Below are 16899 nucleotides of genomic sequence, written 5' to 3'. Positions count from 1 at the left end.
CGGTGCTGATCCTGCCGGTCAGCGGCATCGGCCTGCTGCAACTGCGCTTCACCGGCTTCGAGACCGCGCCGCGCTATGTGCACGTGATGATCGGCCTGTACCTGGCGATGCTCGCACTGTTCCTGCGGGTGCAGTTGCTGCAGTTGCCGGCGCTGCGCCAGGCGGTGGATGCCGAGGACTGGCCGGCGGGTGGCGCGGCGCTGGGGAAGATTCGCCGCCTGGTGGGTATCAACCTGCTGCTCGGCCTGGCCCTGGTGGCGGTCGTCGCCGCGCGGCCGAGCTTCTGACGTTCACCCGGCCGATTTGGCCGGACGCAGCGCCAGCAGGTGGAACACGCCGAAAAGCATGATCTGCAGGCGATCGGACCAGGGCTTGGGACGGCCCTGCAGGCGCGCGCGAAACACCAGGATCTCGATCAGGTGCGCGACCAGGAAGAGCACGCCACATAGATTCAGCAGCAGCGCGAACGGCGCGGCGAAGGGCTGCAGCAGGTTCACCAGCAGCACCAGCCAGAACACCAGCACGATGGCTTTGCCCAGCAGGCTCAACAGTTTCATCCAACCTTCCTTCCGAGTGTTCGCGACGGTGGCCGCCACGCGTGGCGGGATGCTAGCCGATGCCCTCGGCGAAGGCATTGCCCGCGGCATAAAAAAACCCGCCGAAGCGGGTTTTTCTGGAACGCCGACCTCAGTCGGCGTGGCCTCGGCGCAAGATTACTTGGCTTCGGCTTCCACAGCGGCTTCAACGCGACGGTTGATGGCACGACCGGCTTCGGTTGCGTTGTCGGCAACCGGACGCGACTCGCCGTAGCCAACGGACTCGACACGAGCGCCCGAAACACCCAGCTTGTTGACCAGAACGTCGCGAACGGCACTGGCGCGACGCTCGGACAGTTTCTGGTTGTAGGCGTCGGTGCCGACGGAGTCGGTGTGGCCTTCAACAACGGTGGTGGTCTGCGGATACTGCTTCATGAAGTCGGCCAGGTTCTGGATATCGCCCATGCTTTCCGACTTCACGGTGGACTTGTCGAAGTCGAATTTCACGTCGAGTTCAACGCGAACGGCTTCAGCAGCCGGTTCCGGAGCCGGAGCGGGTGCCGGAGCCGGGGTCTCTTCGACGTAGGCGACGGTTTCTTCACCCTGACCGTGGACCCAGCAATAGGCTGCAGCAGTCGCGCCGCCTACCAGCACGCCCCAACCAGCGTAAGCGCTGCTTTCGATGGCGCCCAGAGCGGCACCGGTGACGCCGCCGACAGCCGCGCACATCGGCCAGTCGGATTTCTGTACACCGGCACAACCGGTCAGAACGCCGGAAATCAGAACCAGCGGTACAGCTTTCCTTAACATGCTCATGTGAAGTCTCCTTGGAAGAATCGGATCGTATGCCGACACTTTGGATGGCAACGCTTTTATAAGTCCGCCAGGCGTGGGCGACTGGCCCTGTGCCATGAGGGTTCGAGACGTTAGTCTCTCTGCTTCACGCTGAGGTTCCCCAATGACGGAAAGCTTTTCGCAACGAACACCCCAACAAGCCCTGGCTGCATTACTGGAAAGCCAGTCCCCTGAACGCCTGCTGTTGGCTGGCGCCAGCGATCTGCCAGCGCTGCAAGCCTACCGCGATACGCACCCGAGCTGCCAGATAGATTATGTGGCCCCCGGCCCGCTGCCGGCGGCCATCGCAGCGCAGCGCTATGCACTGGCGGTGGTCGCCGATTGCCTCGAGCATCTGCCCAAGCGCAGCGGCCTGGAACTGCTCGGCGGCATCCGCAACCTGAATGCCCATCGGCTGGCCGTGCTGGTCGACCTGGCCGCCTGCGACTGGCAGGCCACCGACTTCTATTCGCTGGGGATGCAGGCCAGCGAACGGTTCCGCCGCGAAGAGCAGGTTCTGACCCTGTTCACCTATGATCTCCATGATTACAAGCAGGTCCCGGACTGGCTGAATGCGCGGTTCTGGGCCAACCCGGAAAACTTCGGCAAATACTGGTGGTGAAGCCATGAGTCCCAGTTGTCCCTGCGGCAGCGGCAGCCTGCTGATCGAATGTTGCGGTCGTTACCACGGCGGAACGCCGGCGCCGAGCGCCGAGCAGCTGATGCGCAGTCGCTACAGCGCCTATGTGCTCGGGCTGATCGATTACCTCGTCGCGACCACCCTCCCCGCCCAGCAGTCGGCGCTGGACCGCGGCGCAATGGCGGCCTGGAGCGCGCAAAGCACCTGGCTGGGTCTGCAGGTGGAAAGCAGCGAGGTGCTCGGCGGCCAGCCCGAACATGCCTTCGTGACATTCGTCGCGCGCTGGCACGACGGCCAGGGCGAACACGCCCAGCACGAGCGCTCGGCGTTCGTGCAGAACGCCGGCCATTGGTACTTCATCGACCCGGGCGTGCCGCTGAACGCGGGACGAAACGATCCCTGCCCCTGTGCCAGCGGGCAGAAATTCAAGAAGTGCTGTGCGGGTTTCTTCTGATTACATCAGCCTGATGTGCGAGACATCCGGGGCTGGGGCGGCGGGCGCCGCCTTGGCCTGCCCCATGTCGCTGCCGACCGGTGCCAGGCTGAGCGCGGAGAGATCGACCGCCGGCGCCTGCGGTTCGGGCTTGCGGTCCTGCAGGTCCGCACCGATGGGCGCGATACCGAAATCCGGCGCCTCGACGTCGACGAAGGCCGCCATGTACTCGTCGCGAGGTGCCACCTGCAGCCGGCGCGCCGGCGCGGACTCAGCCGGCGTCGCAGCGGCCGGCATCGGCGGAGGCGGCGCCATTTCGACTTCCTCGACGTCCACTTCCATCGAGCTGACTTCGGCCAGCGCGCCGGCTCGCTCCAGGGCGACGCGGTACTTTTCCGCCGCCGCCTCGTCGAGGTTGTTCTTGATCACCATGCGCCGACCGGAGAACAGCAACGCGATGCGCTGCGCGTCGGCCTGGAACAGACGCGCCAGGTTGGCCTTGACCGCATCGGGTTGTGCGCCGGGCAACAATCGGCCGCTGAAAGCGATCTCGTAAAGCCTCATGGGTGAAACTCCTGTAAAAACCGTTTCCAGTATGGCGCAGCTTTTTTTCCCTCCACAACCGATTGCCGCCAAGCAGTTGCTTGTTACACTCAGCCGTCAATCGGAGTACCGGCATGTTTCCCCAGGTTTACCTAGCAAGAATTCTCGGCCTTCTGGCACTGCTCGCCCTGAGCGCCAGTCAGGTGGGTTGCTCGACCTGGTTCACCAGCCACCTGAAGGACCCTGAGGTCCGCCTGGTGAAGGTCGAGGTGGTCAAGGCGCGTCTGCTGGAACAACGCTTCACGCTGCGCTTCAGGATCGACAACCCGAACGACGTTCGCCTGTCGGTGCGCGGCCTCATCTACGACATCTACCTGAACGACATCCCGCTCACCGAGGGCGAGTTCAACAAGCACGTCAGCGTGCCCGCGCATGGCCACCAGACCTTCGAGATCCCGGTGCGCACCAACCTCTGGCGGCACGTCAAGGGCATGGTGAAGATGCTCGAGGAACCGGATGCGCCGATCCGCTACCGCCTCAAGGGCGAGGTGAAGACGGGAATGTTCTCCCGCAACGTGCAGGTTCTGCGCATAGGCGAGATAATCCCCGGCGATTACCTACCGGAGTAGCTTTCCATGTCCCAAGAACCGCATGTCCATGGTCCCGATTGCAACCACGACCATGACCATGAGCATCACCACCACGTACACGGTCCCGACTGCGGCCACGCGCACCAGGAACCGCTGCGCAATCCGCTGAAGGACGTCGGTCGCAACGATCCGTGCCCCTGCGGCAGCGAGAAGAAATTCAAGAAGTGCCACGGCGCCTGAGGCGCTTCCGGGCAGCCGTCGCCCCGGCTGCCCGCCTGGTTCCAGCCCACCCGCACCACGCTGAATTTGCCCCGCGCGCCCCTTGCCAGCCGCCGCGTCGCTCACTACCTTAGCTCGCCTTCGCGGCGCGTTGCCGCGCCGGTCGCCAGCGCCTTTGCTAGGCTGGCCGAAACCCAGGTCGCCCTTCACCTCTTCCTATCGTCTTCGCTGCAAGAGGCTTTTCGCATGCGCTTTCGCCTGTTCCGTCCGCTGACCGGTGTGTCCCTTGGCCTGGGCTTCGGCGCCCTGCTCGGCCTCGCCGGTTGCCAGTCCCTGCTCGACAGCCGCTACGCCGACAGCGTGGCGCCCGACCAGGGCGTGCTGCGCATCAAGGGCGTGGCGGAAAGCGCGGTGGTGCGGCGCAACCCGCTGGGCATGCCGCTGATCGAGAGCGGCAACTTCCATGACGCGCTGTTCGCGCTGGGTTACGTGCACGCCAGCGACCGCCTGAGCCAGATGGTTGGCATGCGCCTGATGGCCGAAGGACGGCTGTCGGAGATGGCCGGCCCCGGCGCGCTGGAGATCGACCGCTTCATGCGCGCGGTGAACCTGCGCGCCAGCGCCGAGGTGCTCTACAAGAACGCCTCGCCGCGCCTCAAGCAGTTCTTCGAGGTGTATTCGCGCGGGGTCAATGCCTACCTCTATCGCTACCGCGACAAGCTGCCGATGGACCTCGCCGAATCCGGCTACAAACCGGCCTACTGGAAGCCAGAGGACTCGGTGCTGGTGTTCTGCCTGCTGAACTTCGGCCTGGCGGTGAACCTGCAGGAAGAAATCGATTCGCTGGTGCTGGCGCAGAAGGTCGGCAGCGACAAGCTGGCCTGGCTGCTGCCGACCTACCCGGACGAGCCGCTGCCGTTCGACGAAGCGGACAAGCTCAAGGGCCTCAACCTCGCCGGAAGCATTCCCGGCCTCGCCGCCGTGGACACCGCCGCAGAACAGGTCGCCAGCCTGAACATGCTCGGCGTCGCCGCCTCCAACAACTGGGCGATCGCGCCGTACAAGAGCCGCAGCGGCAAGAGCCTGCTGGCCAACGACACGCACCTGCCGCTGTCGATGCCGTCGCTGTGGAATTTCGTGCAGATCCGTTCGCCCAAATACAACGCCGCCGGGGTGTCCATCGCAGGCGTGCCGGCCGTGGTCGCCGGCTTCAACGGCAAGTTGGCGTGGGGCATGACCATGGTCATGGGCGACAACCAGGACCTGTTCCTGGAGAAGGTGAAGAAGGAAGGCGGCCGCCTCTACTACCAGGTCAACGGCAAATGGCAGCCGGCGCGCGAGCGCAGCGAGACCTTCTTCATCAAGGGCCAGAAGCCGGTCCGCGAAACGATCTACGAGACGCGCAACGGTCCGCTGCTGAACAGCGTGCTGGGCGAGCGCAAGACCCCGCTGCAACCGCTGCAGCTCTCCAGCGGCTACGGGCTGGCGCTCAAGAGCGTCCAGCCTGACGGCGACAAGACCCTCGATGCATTCTTCGACCTGTCGCGCGCCAAGTCGGTGGAGCAGGCCTTCGACATCGCCCGCGGCGTGCAGGCGATGGCGCTGAACATCGTCTTCGCCGACGCCGAGCACATCGGCTGGCAGGTCACCGGGCGCTACCCGAACCGCCGCCTGGGCCGCGGCCTGATGCCCTCGCCGGGCTGGGACGACCGCTACGGCTGGGACGGCTATGCCGACTCGATGCTCTTCCCCTACGACCAGGACCCGCCGCAGGGCTGGCTGGGCACCGCCAACAACCGCACCGTGCAGGGCGGCTACGGCGTGCAGCTGTCGAACTCCTGGTACTACCCGGAGCGCGCCGAGCGCATCGCCGAACTCGCCGGGCGCGGCAAGCAGGACGCGCAGAGCATGGTCGCCATGCAGTACGACCAGACCACGCCGTTCGCCGCCAAGCTCAAGGCGATGTTCGACGAGCCGCTGATGGCCGGACCGCTGAAGAAAGCCATCGACGCCCTGCCCGCCGACCAGGGCGGCAAGGCGCGCGAGGCGCTGGATCGCCTGCGCGCCTTCGACGGCAAACTGGCGGCGAATTCGGCCGACGCCGCGCTGTACGAGGCCTTCCTCTACGAAAGCGCGCGGCAGACCTTCCTCGACGAGCTCGGCCCAGAGACCAGCCCGGCCTGGAAAGCCCTGGTGCAAACCGCCGACACCTCCTACTCGGCGCAGGCCGACCATCTGCTCGGCCGCGTCGACAGCCCGTTCTGGGATGACGTCAACACGCCGCAGAAGGAAGACAAGCCGGCGATCCTCGCGCGCAGCCTGGCCGCCGCCGTCACCTTCACCGAAAGCAAGCTCGGCAGCGACCGCAGCGCCTGGCAGTGGGGCAAGCTGCACACCTATACCTTCGCCAGCGACGCCAGCAAGATGGCGCCGTACATGGCCGCCGGCGAGCGCGCCAAGGTCGATGCGATCAAGGGCTATCTGGACCGCGGCCCGTACATGGCCGGCGGCGACCACAGCACGCTGAACGTCTCCGCCTACCACTGGGGCGCGGATTTCGACACCTGGCTGGTGCCGGCCATGCGCATCGTCGTCGACTTCGGCCGCGACGAGCCGCTGATGGGCGTGAACAGCTCCGGGCAATCCGGCAACCCGGCCAGCAAGAACTACGCGGACGGCATCGACGCCTGGCTCAAGGCGCAGTACCAGACCTTCCCGTTCAAGGCGGAAAACCTCGACCGCGCCTACGGCAACAAAAGCCTCTACCTGCTGCCGGCGAAATGATCCGCGGATAGCGGCGTGCGCACCCGTTTCGCCGGGTGCGCCGCCGGTCAAGGCGGCGAACTTCGCCGCGTCGCCGTCGCTCCAAACTGACAAGCCCGTCAGCGCAGAGCCCCATGGACCTCGTCATCGCCCGCCCCGAAGGACTCTACTGCCCCCCCGGCGACTTCTACATCGACCCCTGGCGCCCGGTCGAGCGCGCGGTGATCACCCACGCCCACGGCGACCACGCGCGCTGGGGCATGGGCCATTACCTGGCCGCCGCGGACAGCGAAGGCATACTGCGTTCGCGCATCGCCGCGGACATGCCGCTGCAGACCCTGGCCTACGGCGAGCGCCTCGAACACCACGGCGTCACCCTGAGCTTCCATCCCGCCGGCCACGTGCTCGGCTCGGCGCAGGTGCGCCTGGAGTACCGCGGCGAAGTCTGGGTCGCCTCGGGAGACTACAAGGTCGAACCGGATGGCACCTGTGCGCCCTTCGAGCCGGTGCGCTGCCACACCTTCATCACAGAGTCGACCTTCGGCCTGCCGATCTACCGCTGGCAGCCGCAGGCGGAAATCTTCACCGAGGTCAACGACTGGTGGCGAGCAAACGCCGCCGCCGGCCGCCCTTCGGTACTGTTCTGCTATGCGTTCGGCAAGGCCCAGCGGATTCTCCACGGGCTGGACGAAAGCATCGGCCAGATCGTCGCCCACGGTTCGGTGGAACCGCTCAACCGGGTCTATCGCGAGGCCGGCATCCGCATCCCGGAAACGCTCTACGCCGGCGACCTGAAGAAGAACGACCCGCGCCTGAAACAGGCCATCGTCCTCGCTCCGCCGTCGGCCGGCGGCAGCACCTGGATGCGCCGCTTCGGCGACTATTCCGACGCCTTCGCCAGCGGCTGGATGATGCTGCGCGGCACCCGTCGCCGACGCGGCGTCGACCGCGGCTTCGTGCTCTCCGATCATGCCGACTGGCCCGGTCTGCTGTGGGCCATCGAGCAGACCGGCGCCGAGCGGGTGATGGTCACCCACGGCTCGGTGGCGGTCCTGGTGCGCTACCTGCGCGAACAGAAGGGTCTCGACGCCCAGGGCTTCGAGACCGAATACGGCGAGGAAGACGACAGCGCGGCGGAGCCGACATGAAGGCCCGCGCCACGGCGGAATCGCGCCGATGAAAGCCTTCGCCGACCTCTACGCGCGGCTCGACGCCACCACCTCGAACAATGCCAAGCTCGCCGCCATGCAGTTCTACTTCCAGCAGGTGCCCGCCGCCGATGCCGCCTGGGCGGTGTATTTCCTTTCCGGCGGACGGCCGCGCCAGCTGGTGCCGAGCAGGCTGCTGCGCGAGACCGCGATGCAGGCGGCGGCGCTGCCGGAATGGCTGTTCGAGGAGAGCTACCAGGCGGTCGGCGACCTCGCCGAAACCATTTCGCTGCTGCTGCCGGAATCGTCGCACAGCTCCGACGAAGGGCTCGCCGTGTGGATGCAGGACAGGCTGCTGCCGTTGCGCGGCCTGCCGCCGGAAGAGCTGGCCGAGCGCCTGCCGCGGCTCTGGGCGCAGCTCGACCGGCGCAGCCTGATGGTCTGCATCAAGCTGATCACCGGCGCCTTCCGCGTCGGCGTCTCCAAACTGCTGGTGACCCGCGCGCTGGCAAGAGTCGGCGGCCTCGACGCCAAGCGCGTGGCGCAACGGCTGGTCGGCTACACCGATCTGTCGCACCGACCAAGCGCCGAAGGTTATCGCGCGCTGATCGCCGCCGAATCCGCCGACGAGCACGCGCAGCGCGGCGGCCAGCCGTATCCGTTCTTCCTCGCTCACCCGCTGCAACTTCCGCTGGAAGACTTCGACGCCCAGCTCGGCGCGCCGGCAGACTGGCTGGTGGAGTGGAAGTGGGACGGCATCCGCGCGCAACTGGTGAAGCGCGACGGCCAGCTGTGGGTCTGGTCGCGCGGCGAGGAACTGGTGACCGAGCGCTTTCCCGAACTGCAGGCACTGGCCGCGCGCCTGCCCGATGGCACGGTGATCGACGGCGAGATCGTAGTCTGGAAAGGCGCGCCCGAAGCGCTCGCCGATACGCCGACGAGCGATACCGCGGCGGCCGGCAGCGAAGCGCTGAAACGCTTCGCCGTGCAACCGTTCGCCCTGTTGCAGCAACGCATCGGCCGCAAGACGCTGACCGCCAAGGTGCTGGAACAGGCGCCGGTGGCGCTGCTCGCCTACGACCTGCTGGAGTGGCGCGGCGAGGACTGGCGCCAGCACCCGCAGCAGCAGCGTCGCGCGCAGCTCGAGGCGCTGGTGGCCGAAACCACCGCGGGCGATCTGCTCGACGGCCTGCCCGCCGGCCCGGAGGTGCTGATGCTCTCGCCGCGCCTCGAGGCCCGCGACTGGGCCGACCTGGCGCGCCAACGCGAAGCCTCCCGCGAACTGGGCGTCGAAGGCATGATGCTCAAGGCCCGTGACGGCCAGTACGGCGTGGGCCGCACCAAGGACGTCGGCACCTGGTGGAAGTGGAAGATCGACCCCTATTTCGTGGACGCCGTGCTGATCTACGCCCAGCGCGGCCACGGCCGTCGCGCCAGCCTCTACACCGACTTTACCTTCGCCGTCTGGGACGGCGCGCCGGGCGATCCCGACCGCAAGCTGGTGCCCTTCGCCAAGGCCTACTCGGGCCTCACCGACGAGGAAATGCGCAAGGTCGACGCCATCGTGCGCAAGACCACCGTGGAGAAGTTCGGCCCGGTACGCAGCGTCACCCCGAGCCTGGTCTTCGAGCTCGGCTTCGAAGGCATCGCCGCCAGCTCCCGGCACAAGAGCGGCATCGCCGTGCGCTTCCCGCGCATGCTGCGCTGGCGCCACGACAAGCCGGTGGATGAGGCCGACACCCTGGAAAGCCTGCGGGAGCTGCTCGGGTGAGGCCGCCCGCTCGGTTGAGTCCGACCACGGTGCGCAGGGCGCACCCTACGGGAGCCGAAGCCGCGCTGCGCACGACAACCGTAGGGTGCGCCGCGCGCACCGACGCCGCGAAGCGTCCGGTATGAGCAGCCTCGGCGCGCGCTGGTTCGCCGCTCGGGGCTGGAAGCCCTTCCCCTTTCAGCAGACCGTGTGGCGCGCGGTGAAGGACGGCGACTCCGGCCTGCTGCACGCCACCACCGGCGCCGGCAAGACCTACGCCGTATGGTTCGCGGCGCTGAACCATTTCGCCAGACCACGCAGCGCCCCGGCGAAACGCGGCGACAAGGCGGCGCCGCTGACGGTGCTCTGGATCACCCCGATGCGCGCCCTCGCCGCCGACACCGCTCGCGCCCTGCAGGCGCCGCTGGACGAACTGGAGATCGACTGGAGCATCGGCCTGCGCACCGGCGATACCAGCAGCGCCGAGCGCGCCCGCCAGGGTCGCCGCCTGCCCAGCGCGCTGGTGACCACGCCGGAAAGCCTGACCCTGCTGCTGACCCGCGCCGACGCCCGACAGACCTTCGCCGGCCTGCGCATGCTGGTGGTGGACGAATGGCACGAGCTGCTCGGCAACAAGCGCGGCGTGCAGCTGCAACTGGCGCTGGCGCGGCTGCGCCTGTGGAACCCGCAACTGATCGTCTGGGGCCTTTCCGCCACGCTGGGCAATCAGGCCCACGCGCTGGAGGTGCTGCTGGCGCCGGGCGCCGGTCGCCTGGTGCAGGGCGAGACGGCCAAGGAGCTGCGCGTCGATACCCTGCTGCCGCCGGCCATCGAGCGCTTTCCCTGGGCCGGGCACCTGGGCCTGCGGATGCTGCCGCAGGTGGTCGCCGAGGTCGAATCCGCCGCCACCTCGCTGGTCTTCACCAACACCCGCGCGCAGTCAGAAATCTGGTACCAGGCGATCCTCGAAGCCCGCCCGGACTGGGCGGGCCTGATCGCCCTGCACCACGGCTCGCTGTCGCGCGAGGTGCGCGACTGGGTCGAGCTGAGCCTGAAGGACGGTTCGCTGAAGGCCGTGGTGTGCACCTCCAGCCTCGACCTCGGGGTGGACTTCCTGCCGGTGGAACGGGTGCTGCAGATCGGTTCGCCGAAAGGCGTGGCGCGTCTGATGCAACGCGCCGGGCGCTCCGGCCACGCCCCCGGCCGGCCGTCGCGGGTGACCCTGGTGCCGACCCATTCGCTGGAGCTGGTCGAGGCCGCCGCCGCCCACGACGCCGTCGCCGCGCGGCGCATCGAAGGTCGCGAGGCGCCGGCCAAGCCGCTCGACGTGCTGGTCCAGCACTTGGTGAGCATGGCGCTGGGCGGCGGTTTTCGGCCTGATGAACTGCTGTGCGAAGTCCGCCAGACCTGGTCCTACCGCGCCCTGAGCGACGACGAATGGGCCTGGGCGCTGGCCTTCGTCCGCCACGGCGGCCAATCGCTGACGGCCTACCCCGACTACCAGCGCGTGGAGCCCGACGCGGATGGCCTCTGGCAGGTGCCCGACCGGCGCCTGGCGCTGCGCCACCGGATGAGCATCGGCACCATCGTCAGCGACGCCAGCCTGACGGTGAAATACTGGACCCGCGGCGGCGCCGGCGGCTCGCTGGGCTCGGTGGAAGAGGGCTTCATCGCCCGCCTGCGCCCCGGTGACGGCTTCCTCTTCGCCGGTCGCCTGCTGGAACTGGTGCGGGTCGAGAACATGACCGCCTACGTGCGCCGCGCCACCAGCAAGAAGGCCGCGGTGCCGCGCTGGAACGGTGGGCGCATGCCGCTTTCCAGCGAACTGGCGGACGCCGTGGTGGAAAAGCTCGGCGCGGCCTCGCGCGGCGAATACGCCAGCGCCGAGATGCGCCTGGTGCAGCCGTTGCTGCAGGTGCAGCTGGACTGGTCGGCGCTGCCCACGGAAACCAGCCTGCTCGCCGAAGTGCTGCGCTCGCGCGAGGGCTGGCACCTGTTCCTCTACCCCTTCGCCGGCCGCCACGTTCACCTCGGCCTCGCCAGCCTGCTGGCCTGGCGCCTGGCCCGGCGCACCCCGGTGACCTTCTCCATCGCGGTGAACGACTACGGCTTCGAGCTGCTCTCGGCGACCGAGGTCGACTGGACGCGCTGGCTGACGGCGGAGCTGTTCGCCACCGAGGACCTGCTGCACGACGTGCTCGGCAGCCTCAACGCCGGCGAGCTGGCGCGGCGGCGCTTTCGCGAGATCGCCCGCATCGCCGGGCTGGTCTTCGCCGGGCGCCCCGGCGCGCAGAAAAGCGCGCGCCAGTTGCAGGCGTCCAGCGGGCTGTTCTTCGACGTGTTCCGCCAGTACGACCCGGACAACCTGCTGCTCGGCCAGGCCCAGGAAGAAGTGCTGCGTCAGGAGCTGGACGTGCAGCGCCTGGAACAGACCCTGCAACGCCTGCAGACCCGGCGCCTGGACATTCGCCCGGTGAAGCGGCCGACGCCGCTGGGCTTTCCGCTGCTGGTGGAACGCATGCGCGAGAGCATGAGTTCGGAAAAACTCGCCGATCGCATCCGCCGCATGGTCGAAGACCTGGAGAAGGCCGCCGGCGCGGGCGGCTATCGCAGCGACAGCATCGAGGTGGAGCGCGAAACCGCACGGCCGCGAACCCCGCGCTCGCGCAAGGACGGCACACCGCGCAAGAAGCGCAAGGCCGGCGAATGAGCGGCCACATAAACGACCGACAGGCATGAACGAAAGGCTGTAACCGATGACCGAACACCTGCCGATCACCCTCGCCGGCGCCGAACTCTGGCTGCTCGGCGACAAGGCGATCCACTGGCCGGCGCAGCAGGCGCTACTGATCGCCGATGCACATTTCGGCAAGGCCGCCGCCTACCGTAAGCTGGGCCAACCGGTGCCGCACGGCACCACCGAAACCAACCTCGCGCGTCTCGACGCGCTGCTGGCGCGCTATCCCAGCCGGCGAATCGTCTTTCTCGGCGACTTCCTCCACGCCCCGGAATCCCATGCCCCGGCCACCCTCGCCGCGCTGACCGACTGGCGCCGGGCGCATGCCGCGCTGGAGATGACGCTGATCCGCGGCAACCACGACCGCCGCGCCGGTGATCCGCCCGCCGAGCTGGACATCGAGGTGGTCGCCGAGCCGCTGCTGCTCGGCCCCTTCGCCCTGCAGCACGAATCTCACCCACATCCCAGCCATCACGTCCTGGCCGGCCACCTGCACCCGGTGCATCGGCTGCGCGGGCGTGGTCGGCTCAGCCTGCGGCTGCCGTGTTTCCAGATTGGCGAACGCGTGAGCGTGCTGCCGGCATTCGGCAGTTTCACCGGCGGAATGGACGTTGCCGCCGCCCCGGGAACCAGGCTCTACCTGGTGGGCGACGGCGGCGTGTGGGCGCTGCCGGGAGAGGGATCAGCGGGCGGCGATGCCGGTGATGGTGATGCCGTAGTCGTTGAGTAGACGCATGGCGGGCTCGGCGCTGCTTTCTTCGCCATCGCCGAACTCGCCACGTTCGAGGTTGCGGGACGCCCATTCGAGCACCTCGAGGACCGCCTGCTCCATGGTCGGTTTGTCGGCGGACTCGATGTCCAGGGTCGAGGTGTTGTTGTCGTTGTTATAGCTGATGGTCCATTGCGCCATGCGCTGCCCTCCTCATGAGCGAAATTCGGAACGGGGTCACCGTGATGAGTGGGTTAGACCCACCCAACGCGCACAGTTCGCCCGTTCGTGGCCGGCCCGCTAGGCGACGGGGATCGGCGGCGGCTGGTCGGGAAGCGTCGGCTCGCCGGGTTCGCTCGGCGTCGGCGGCAGGCCGGGTTCTTCGGGGTCGCCGGGAACGCCACCGGCCAGCAGGGGCGCGGGAATCGCATGCGGATCGCGTTCGCTGTGCGGGCTATTCATGGTTTCTACCTCCAACGATGGATGGGGCACTCACTGCATGAGAGCCCGCTAGCCCCTCGCGAATTCCCTCCGGGTGCCGGACGGCGCTTCAGCCCCAGGCTTGGTGCAGCAGCAGCGGCAGGATCTGCCCGGCGGGGCCGAGCAGGCAGACGTCCTCGCCGGACACGCCCTGGGGCTTTTGCGGGTTTACGTGCAGCAGCGTTGCGCCCTGCTGCCGGGCCACGTCCGGCAACTGGGCCGCGGGATGCACCAGCCCCGAGGTGCCGACGCTGAGGAACAGGTCGCAGGCACCGGCGGCGGCGAAGGCGGCATCCAGCACCTGCGGATCCAGTCCTTCGCCGAACCACACCACGCCCGGCCGCACTGGTCCGCCACAGCGCGCGCACCGCGGCGGCGCCAGGTACCGCCCGCCTTCCGGTTCGTCGGGCATGGTGTCCAGCGAGTACGCCGCCGCGCAGTCGAAGCAGCGCGCCTGGTGCAGGCTGCCGTGTAAATGCAGCACCTCGCGGCTACCGGCGCGCTTGTGCAGGTCGTCGACGTTCTGCGTGATCACGCGCAGCTGGGGCAGGCGCTGCGCCAGTTCGGCGACCGCCCGGTGGGCCGCGTTCGGGCGTGCCTGCAGCACCTGCATGCGGCGCCATTCGTACCAGCCCCAGACCCGTTCCGGGTCGCGCAGGAAGGCCTCCGGCGTGGCCAGCTGTTCGGCATCGAAGCGTGACCAGAGCGCGCCGCTCTGGGCATCGCGAAAAGTGGCGATACCGCTTTCCGCGGACATGCCGGCGCCGCCGAACACCACCGCGCGCTGCGCCGACCGCACGGCTTCCAGCACGGCCTCGGGCAGTCGGTTGACGGCGCCGGGAGTGGGATCGAAATGCCAGGTCGAGGTCATGCTGGGCTCCTTGGTCAGGCGCAGGTTGCCGGAAGGCGCTGGGCCCCGGCACGGGGTTCGTCGTGCAGCGGATAGCGCACGTTGAAGCCGAGCATGAACAGCGCTTGCTCGAAGTCGCCCAGGCTCGCGCGAATGCCGCGCCCGGCCAGCAACTCGCGCGCACGCAGCAGCAGCGTCGAGCTGCCGCGCACCAGCTCCGCCCAGAGCCGGTCGGGATGCCGCTCGGCGCGGCGCGACTGCTGGTAGAGCGACTGGAACGCATAGCTCGCCTGCGACGGGTTGCGCGAATCGTAGGGCCTGGTCTGCGCCGCGCCCCAGCGGAACGCCAGCGACGCCGGCACACCGATCGTACCCTGCGCCGCCAGCAGGCGCCGGGCGAGCATCCCGAGCGCGGCCCCGACACGACCGTCATAGATGATCAGCGACGCCGGCGAAGCCGCCGCGTAGACCTTGGTCATCGCCGCGTTCATCAGCAGGTCGGCGCCATCGAAACGTGCCAGCGACGCCATCGAACCCGGCTGCAGCAGGGCGACCGCGGCGAGCGTCTGACGGCACAGCGTGGCATCGGCGAACTGCCGCTCGACCCACAGCCGCGAGCCGTCGTTCGGCTTCTTCGCCACGCCGCCCCAGGTGAAGATCGCCAGGCAGAAATGCCGGGCGCCCGACTCGTCGCCCTCGTCCAGCGCCGCGCGCAAACCGGCGGCCAACACCTCGAACGGCTCGCCGGACTCGCGCTGCGTCCAGGAGTAATGCCGCTGCGCCTGCTCGAGGGAGATGCACCACCAGCTCGTCGCTTGCTGGCCGGCCAGCAAGCGCCACTGCTTCCAGGCCGGATGACGGCTGATCGGGAAGCCGTGCAGCCGCGGCGCCGCCTCGACGCTCGGCCAGAGGTCGGCAAGGTGGCGGGCGAAGGCTTCCTGGTGCGCATCGGGCAGTTCGGGCATGGCACTTTTTCCGTCAGTGATCGGGCGGGCAGCGCCGCATCCTAGACCAGTTCAACGGGCCGCGGCAGTGCGCGGGGCGCTCCGCGATGAACTCCCCGCGCGCGGTTGGCGCGATTGGCCGCAGCCATTATCCTGCGCGTCTGCTTTACTCAAACCCGGAACCCGCCATGCGTTCACGCCCCCTCCTCGCCGCGCTACTGCTTCTTGCCTGCGGCTGGAGCGTCGCCGCGATAGCCGCGCCAGCGCCCTGGTACTGGTGGCAGAGCGCCGACAGCGAGCGACGCGTCTGTGCCCAGCACAGCCCCGCGCCGAACTGGCAGCGGGTCAGTGGTCCCTTCCGCAACGCGGCCTGCAAGCCCTGAGGGCCGCAACCCGCGACGAGTTCGACGATGTCTTATCAGGTTTCTCCCATCGGCTACGTTCACTCCTGTTTCAAGGAGAAGTTCGCCATCCCGCGCCAGCCGCACCTGGCCCCGGCCGCACGCGGCGTACTGGAACTGTTGCCGCCCTTCGACAAGCCCGAGGCCCTGGACGGCCTGGAGCAGGTCAGCCACGTCTGGCTGCTGTTCCTCTTCCACCAGGCGCTCGAGGATCAGCCGCGGCTCAAGGTTCGCCCGCCGCGGCTGGGCGGCAACCGCTCGATCGGCGTATTCGCCAGCCGCTCCACGCATCGTCCGAACGGCATCGGCCAGTCGGTGGTCAAGCTGGACAGGATCGAAACCGGGCGCCTGTGGCTGTCCGGCATCGACCTGCTCGACGGCACGCCGGTGCTCGACATCAAGCCCTACGTGCCCTACGCCGACAGCATCGAACAGGCGCGCAACGGCATCGCGCCGACCCCGCCGACCGCCATTCCGGTGCAGTGGAACGACCTGGCGCTGGAGGAAGCCCGCGAACATGCCCTGCGCCTGGGCGAGCCGCTGGTGGAGCTGATCGAGCAGTGCCTGGCGCAGGACCCGCGCCCGGCCTATCAGCAACCCGAGCCCGAACGCCGCTACGGGGCGCGGCTGTGGGACGTCGACGTGCAATGGCACTACCCGCAGGCCGGGACCATTCGCGTGCTGCAGGTCAGCTGAGTTTTCCCAGCGGCGCCTCGCAAGACCGCCGGGAAAAGCACCCACAAAAAAGCCCGCCGGAAGGCGGGCTTTTTCACATCGACTCACTCACTTCTCCACGAAGGCGCGCTCGATCAGGTAGTCGCCGGGCTCGCCCATGCGCGGGGAAATCTTCAGGCCGAAGCTGTTCAGCACTTCGCTGGTCTCGTCGAGCATGCTCGGGCTGCCGCAGATCATCGCGCGGTCGTCCTGCGGGTTGATCGGCGGCAGGCCGATGTCGCTGAACAGCTTGCCGCTGCGCATCAGGTCGGTCAGGCGACCCTGGTTGCGATAGGGTTCGCGGGTCACGGTGGGGTAATAGATCAGCTTCTCGCGCACCGCGTCGCCGAAGAATTCGTTTTCCGGCAGCTCTTGGGTGATGAACTGCTCGTAGGCCACTTCGTTCACGTAGCGCACGCCGTGGATCAGGATGACCTTCTCGAAACGCTCGTAGGTCTCCGGGTCCTGGATCACGCTCATGAAGGGCGCCAGGCCCGTGCCGGTGCTGAGCAGATAGAGGTGCTTGCCGGGCAGCAGGTCGTCCAGCACCAGGGTGCCGGTGGGCTTGCGGCTGACGATCAGCTCGTCGCCTTCCTTGAGGTGCTGCA

General features: G+C 68.2%; 19 protein-coding genes and 1 pseudogene. 12 read left to right on the top strand and 8 right to left on the bottom strand.

Annotation, left to right across the window (positions count from 1 at the left end; genetic code table 11):
* Positions 1–287 (top strand): CopD family protein (locus B3E91_RS00915; RefSeq protein ID WP_287027949.1); only part of this gene is annotated, 287 nt, incomplete at its 5' end.
* A gap of 3 nt (positions 288–290) precedes the next feature.
* On the opposite strand, the gene B3E91_RS00910 is transcribed toward B3E91_RS00915, so the two are convergent.
* Positions 291–557, bottom strand: a complete 267-nt coding sequence (locus B3E91_RS00910; protein WP_287027948.1) for a DUF1145 domain-containing protein — start codon at positions 555–557, stop codon at positions 291–293.
* A gap of 156 nt (positions 558–713) precedes the next feature.
* Positions 714–1070 (bottom strand): annotated as a pseudogene (locus B3E91_RS00905) (OmpA family protein); the annotation flags it as partial.
* Positions 1071–1494: 424 nt separating this feature from the next.
* Here B3E91_RS00905 and B3E91_RS00900 point away from each other — a divergent pair.
* Both B3E91_RS00900 and B3E91_RS00895 read left to right on the top strand, forming a co-directional pair.
* Positions 1495–1992 carry a DUF6231 family protein gene (locus B3E91_RS00900; RefSeq protein WP_287027947.1) on the top strand — a complete coding sequence of 166 codons (498 nt, stop codon included), beginning with the start codon at positions 1495–1497 and terminating at the stop codon, positions 1990–1992.
* 4 nt (positions 1993–1996) lie between these two features.
* The gene (locus tag B3E91_RS00895; RefSeq protein ID WP_282339706.1) at positions 1997–2464 is read left to right on the top strand and encodes a YchJ family protein; all 468 of its coding nucleotides are present in this window, start codon (positions 1997–1999) and stop codon (positions 2462–2464) included.
* On the opposite strand, the gene B3E91_RS00890 is transcribed toward B3E91_RS00895, so the two are convergent.
* Positions 2465–3007, bottom strand: coding sequence for a hypothetical protein (locus tag B3E91_RS00890; protein ID WP_287027946.1), 543 nt, complete (start codon positions 3005–3007; stop codon positions 2465–2467). It abuts the gene before it with no gap.
* Positions 3008–3120: 113 nt separating this feature from the next.
* Between B3E91_RS00890 and B3E91_RS00885 the strand changes: the two genes are divergently transcribed.
* From B3E91_RS00885 to pdeM, 7 genes are all read left to right on the top strand, one after another.
* Complete coding sequence (locus B3E91_RS00885) at positions 3121–3615, top strand: LEA type 2 family protein (protein WP_287027945.1); 495 nt, start codon at positions 3121–3123, stop codon at positions 3613–3615.
* Positions 3616–3621: 6 nt separating this feature from the next.
* The gene (locus B3E91_RS00880; RefSeq protein ID WP_273231842.1) at positions 3622–3816 is read left to right on the top strand and encodes an SEC-C metal-binding domain-containing protein; all 195 of its coding nucleotides are present in this window, start codon (positions 3622–3624) and stop codon (positions 3814–3816) included.
* A 225-nt stretch (positions 3817–4041) separates the two neighbouring features.
* Entirely contained in the window at positions 4042–6579 is a 2538-nt protein-coding gene (locus B3E91_RS00875; protein WP_287027944.1) for a penicillin acylase family protein, read from the top strand.
* A gap of 113 nt (positions 6580–6692) precedes the next feature.
* Positions 6693–7706, top strand: coding sequence for a ligase-associated DNA damage response exonuclease (locus tag B3E91_RS00870; RefSeq protein ID WP_287027943.1), 1014 nt, complete (start codon positions 6693–6695; stop codon positions 7704–7706).
* 28 nt (positions 7707–7734) lie between these two features.
* Positions 7735–9477, top strand: coding sequence for an ATP-dependent DNA ligase (locus tag B3E91_RS00865; protein ID WP_287027942.1), 1743 nt, complete (start codon positions 7735–7737; stop codon positions 9475–9477).
* 121 nt (positions 9478–9598) lie between these two features.
* Positions 9599–12166, top strand: coding sequence for a ligase-associated DNA damage response DEXH box helicase (locus B3E91_RS00860; protein WP_287027940.1), 2568 nt, complete (start codon positions 9599–9601; stop codon positions 12164–12166).
* A 46-nt stretch (positions 12167–12212) separates the two neighbouring features.
* Complete coding sequence (gene pdeM, locus B3E91_RS00855) at positions 12213–12923, top strand: ligase-associated DNA damage response endonuclease PdeM (protein ID WP_287027939.1); 711 nt, start codon at positions 12213–12215, stop codon at positions 12921–12923.
* Here the strand turns inward: pdeM and B3E91_RS00850 are convergent.
* The 4 genes from B3E91_RS00850 to B3E91_RS00835 form a co-directional block, all read right to left on the bottom strand.
* The gene (locus tag B3E91_RS00850; RefSeq protein WP_273231828.1) at positions 12876–13103 is read right to left on the bottom strand and encodes a hypothetical protein; all 228 of its coding nucleotides are present in this window, start codon (positions 13101–13103) and stop codon (positions 12876–12878) included. The genes pdeM and B3E91_RS00850 overlap by 48 nt on opposite strands.
* A 99-nt stretch (positions 13104–13202) precedes the next feature.
* A complete protein-coding gene (locus tag B3E91_RS00845; protein WP_273231825.1) occupies positions 13203–13364 on the bottom strand; it encodes a hypothetical protein in 162 nt (53 codons plus the stop codon).
* A gap of 88 nt (positions 13365–13452) precedes the next feature.
* Positions 13453–14253, bottom strand: a complete 801-nt coding sequence (locus B3E91_RS00840) for an SIR2 family NAD-dependent protein deacylase (protein ID WP_287027938.1) — start codon at positions 14251–14253, stop codon at positions 13453–13455.
* Between the two features lie 14 nt (positions 14254–14267).
* Positions 14268–15197, bottom strand: coding sequence for a hypothetical protein (locus B3E91_RS00835; RefSeq protein WP_287027937.1), 930 nt, complete (start codon positions 15195–15197; stop codon positions 14268–14270).
* Positions 15198–15364: 167 nt separating this feature from the next.
* On the opposite strand from B3E91_RS00835, the gene B3E91_RS00830 reads away from it, so the two are divergent.
* Complete coding sequence (locus B3E91_RS00830; RefSeq protein WP_287027936.1) at positions 15365–15559, top strand: hypothetical protein; 195 nt, start codon at positions 15365–15367, stop codon at positions 15557–15559.
* 27 nt (positions 15560–15586) lie between these two features.
* Positions 15587–16273, top strand: a complete 687-nt coding sequence (gene tsaA, locus B3E91_RS00825) for a tRNA (N6-threonylcarbamoyladenosine(37)-N6)-methyltransferase TrmO (protein ID WP_287027935.1) — start codon at positions 15587–15589, stop codon at positions 16271–16273.
* 87 nt (positions 16274–16360) lie between these two features.
* Here the strand turns inward: tsaA and fpr are convergent.
* Positions 16361–16899, bottom strand: a 539-nt coding sequence (gene fpr / locus B3E91_RS00820; protein ID WP_287027934.1) for a ferredoxin-NADP reductase, incomplete at its 5' end; no start/stop codon positions are given.

It is taken from the genome of Pseudomonas sp. UBA6310, from assembly GCF_002438225.1.
Classification (GTDB): domain Bacteria; phylum Pseudomonadota; class Gammaproteobacteria; order Pseudomonadales; family Pseudomonadaceae; genus Pseudomonas_O; species Pseudomonas_O kuykendallii.
Note: the sequence above shows the minus strand (reverse complement) of the source record. Positions and strands in the feature narration are given on the sequence as shown.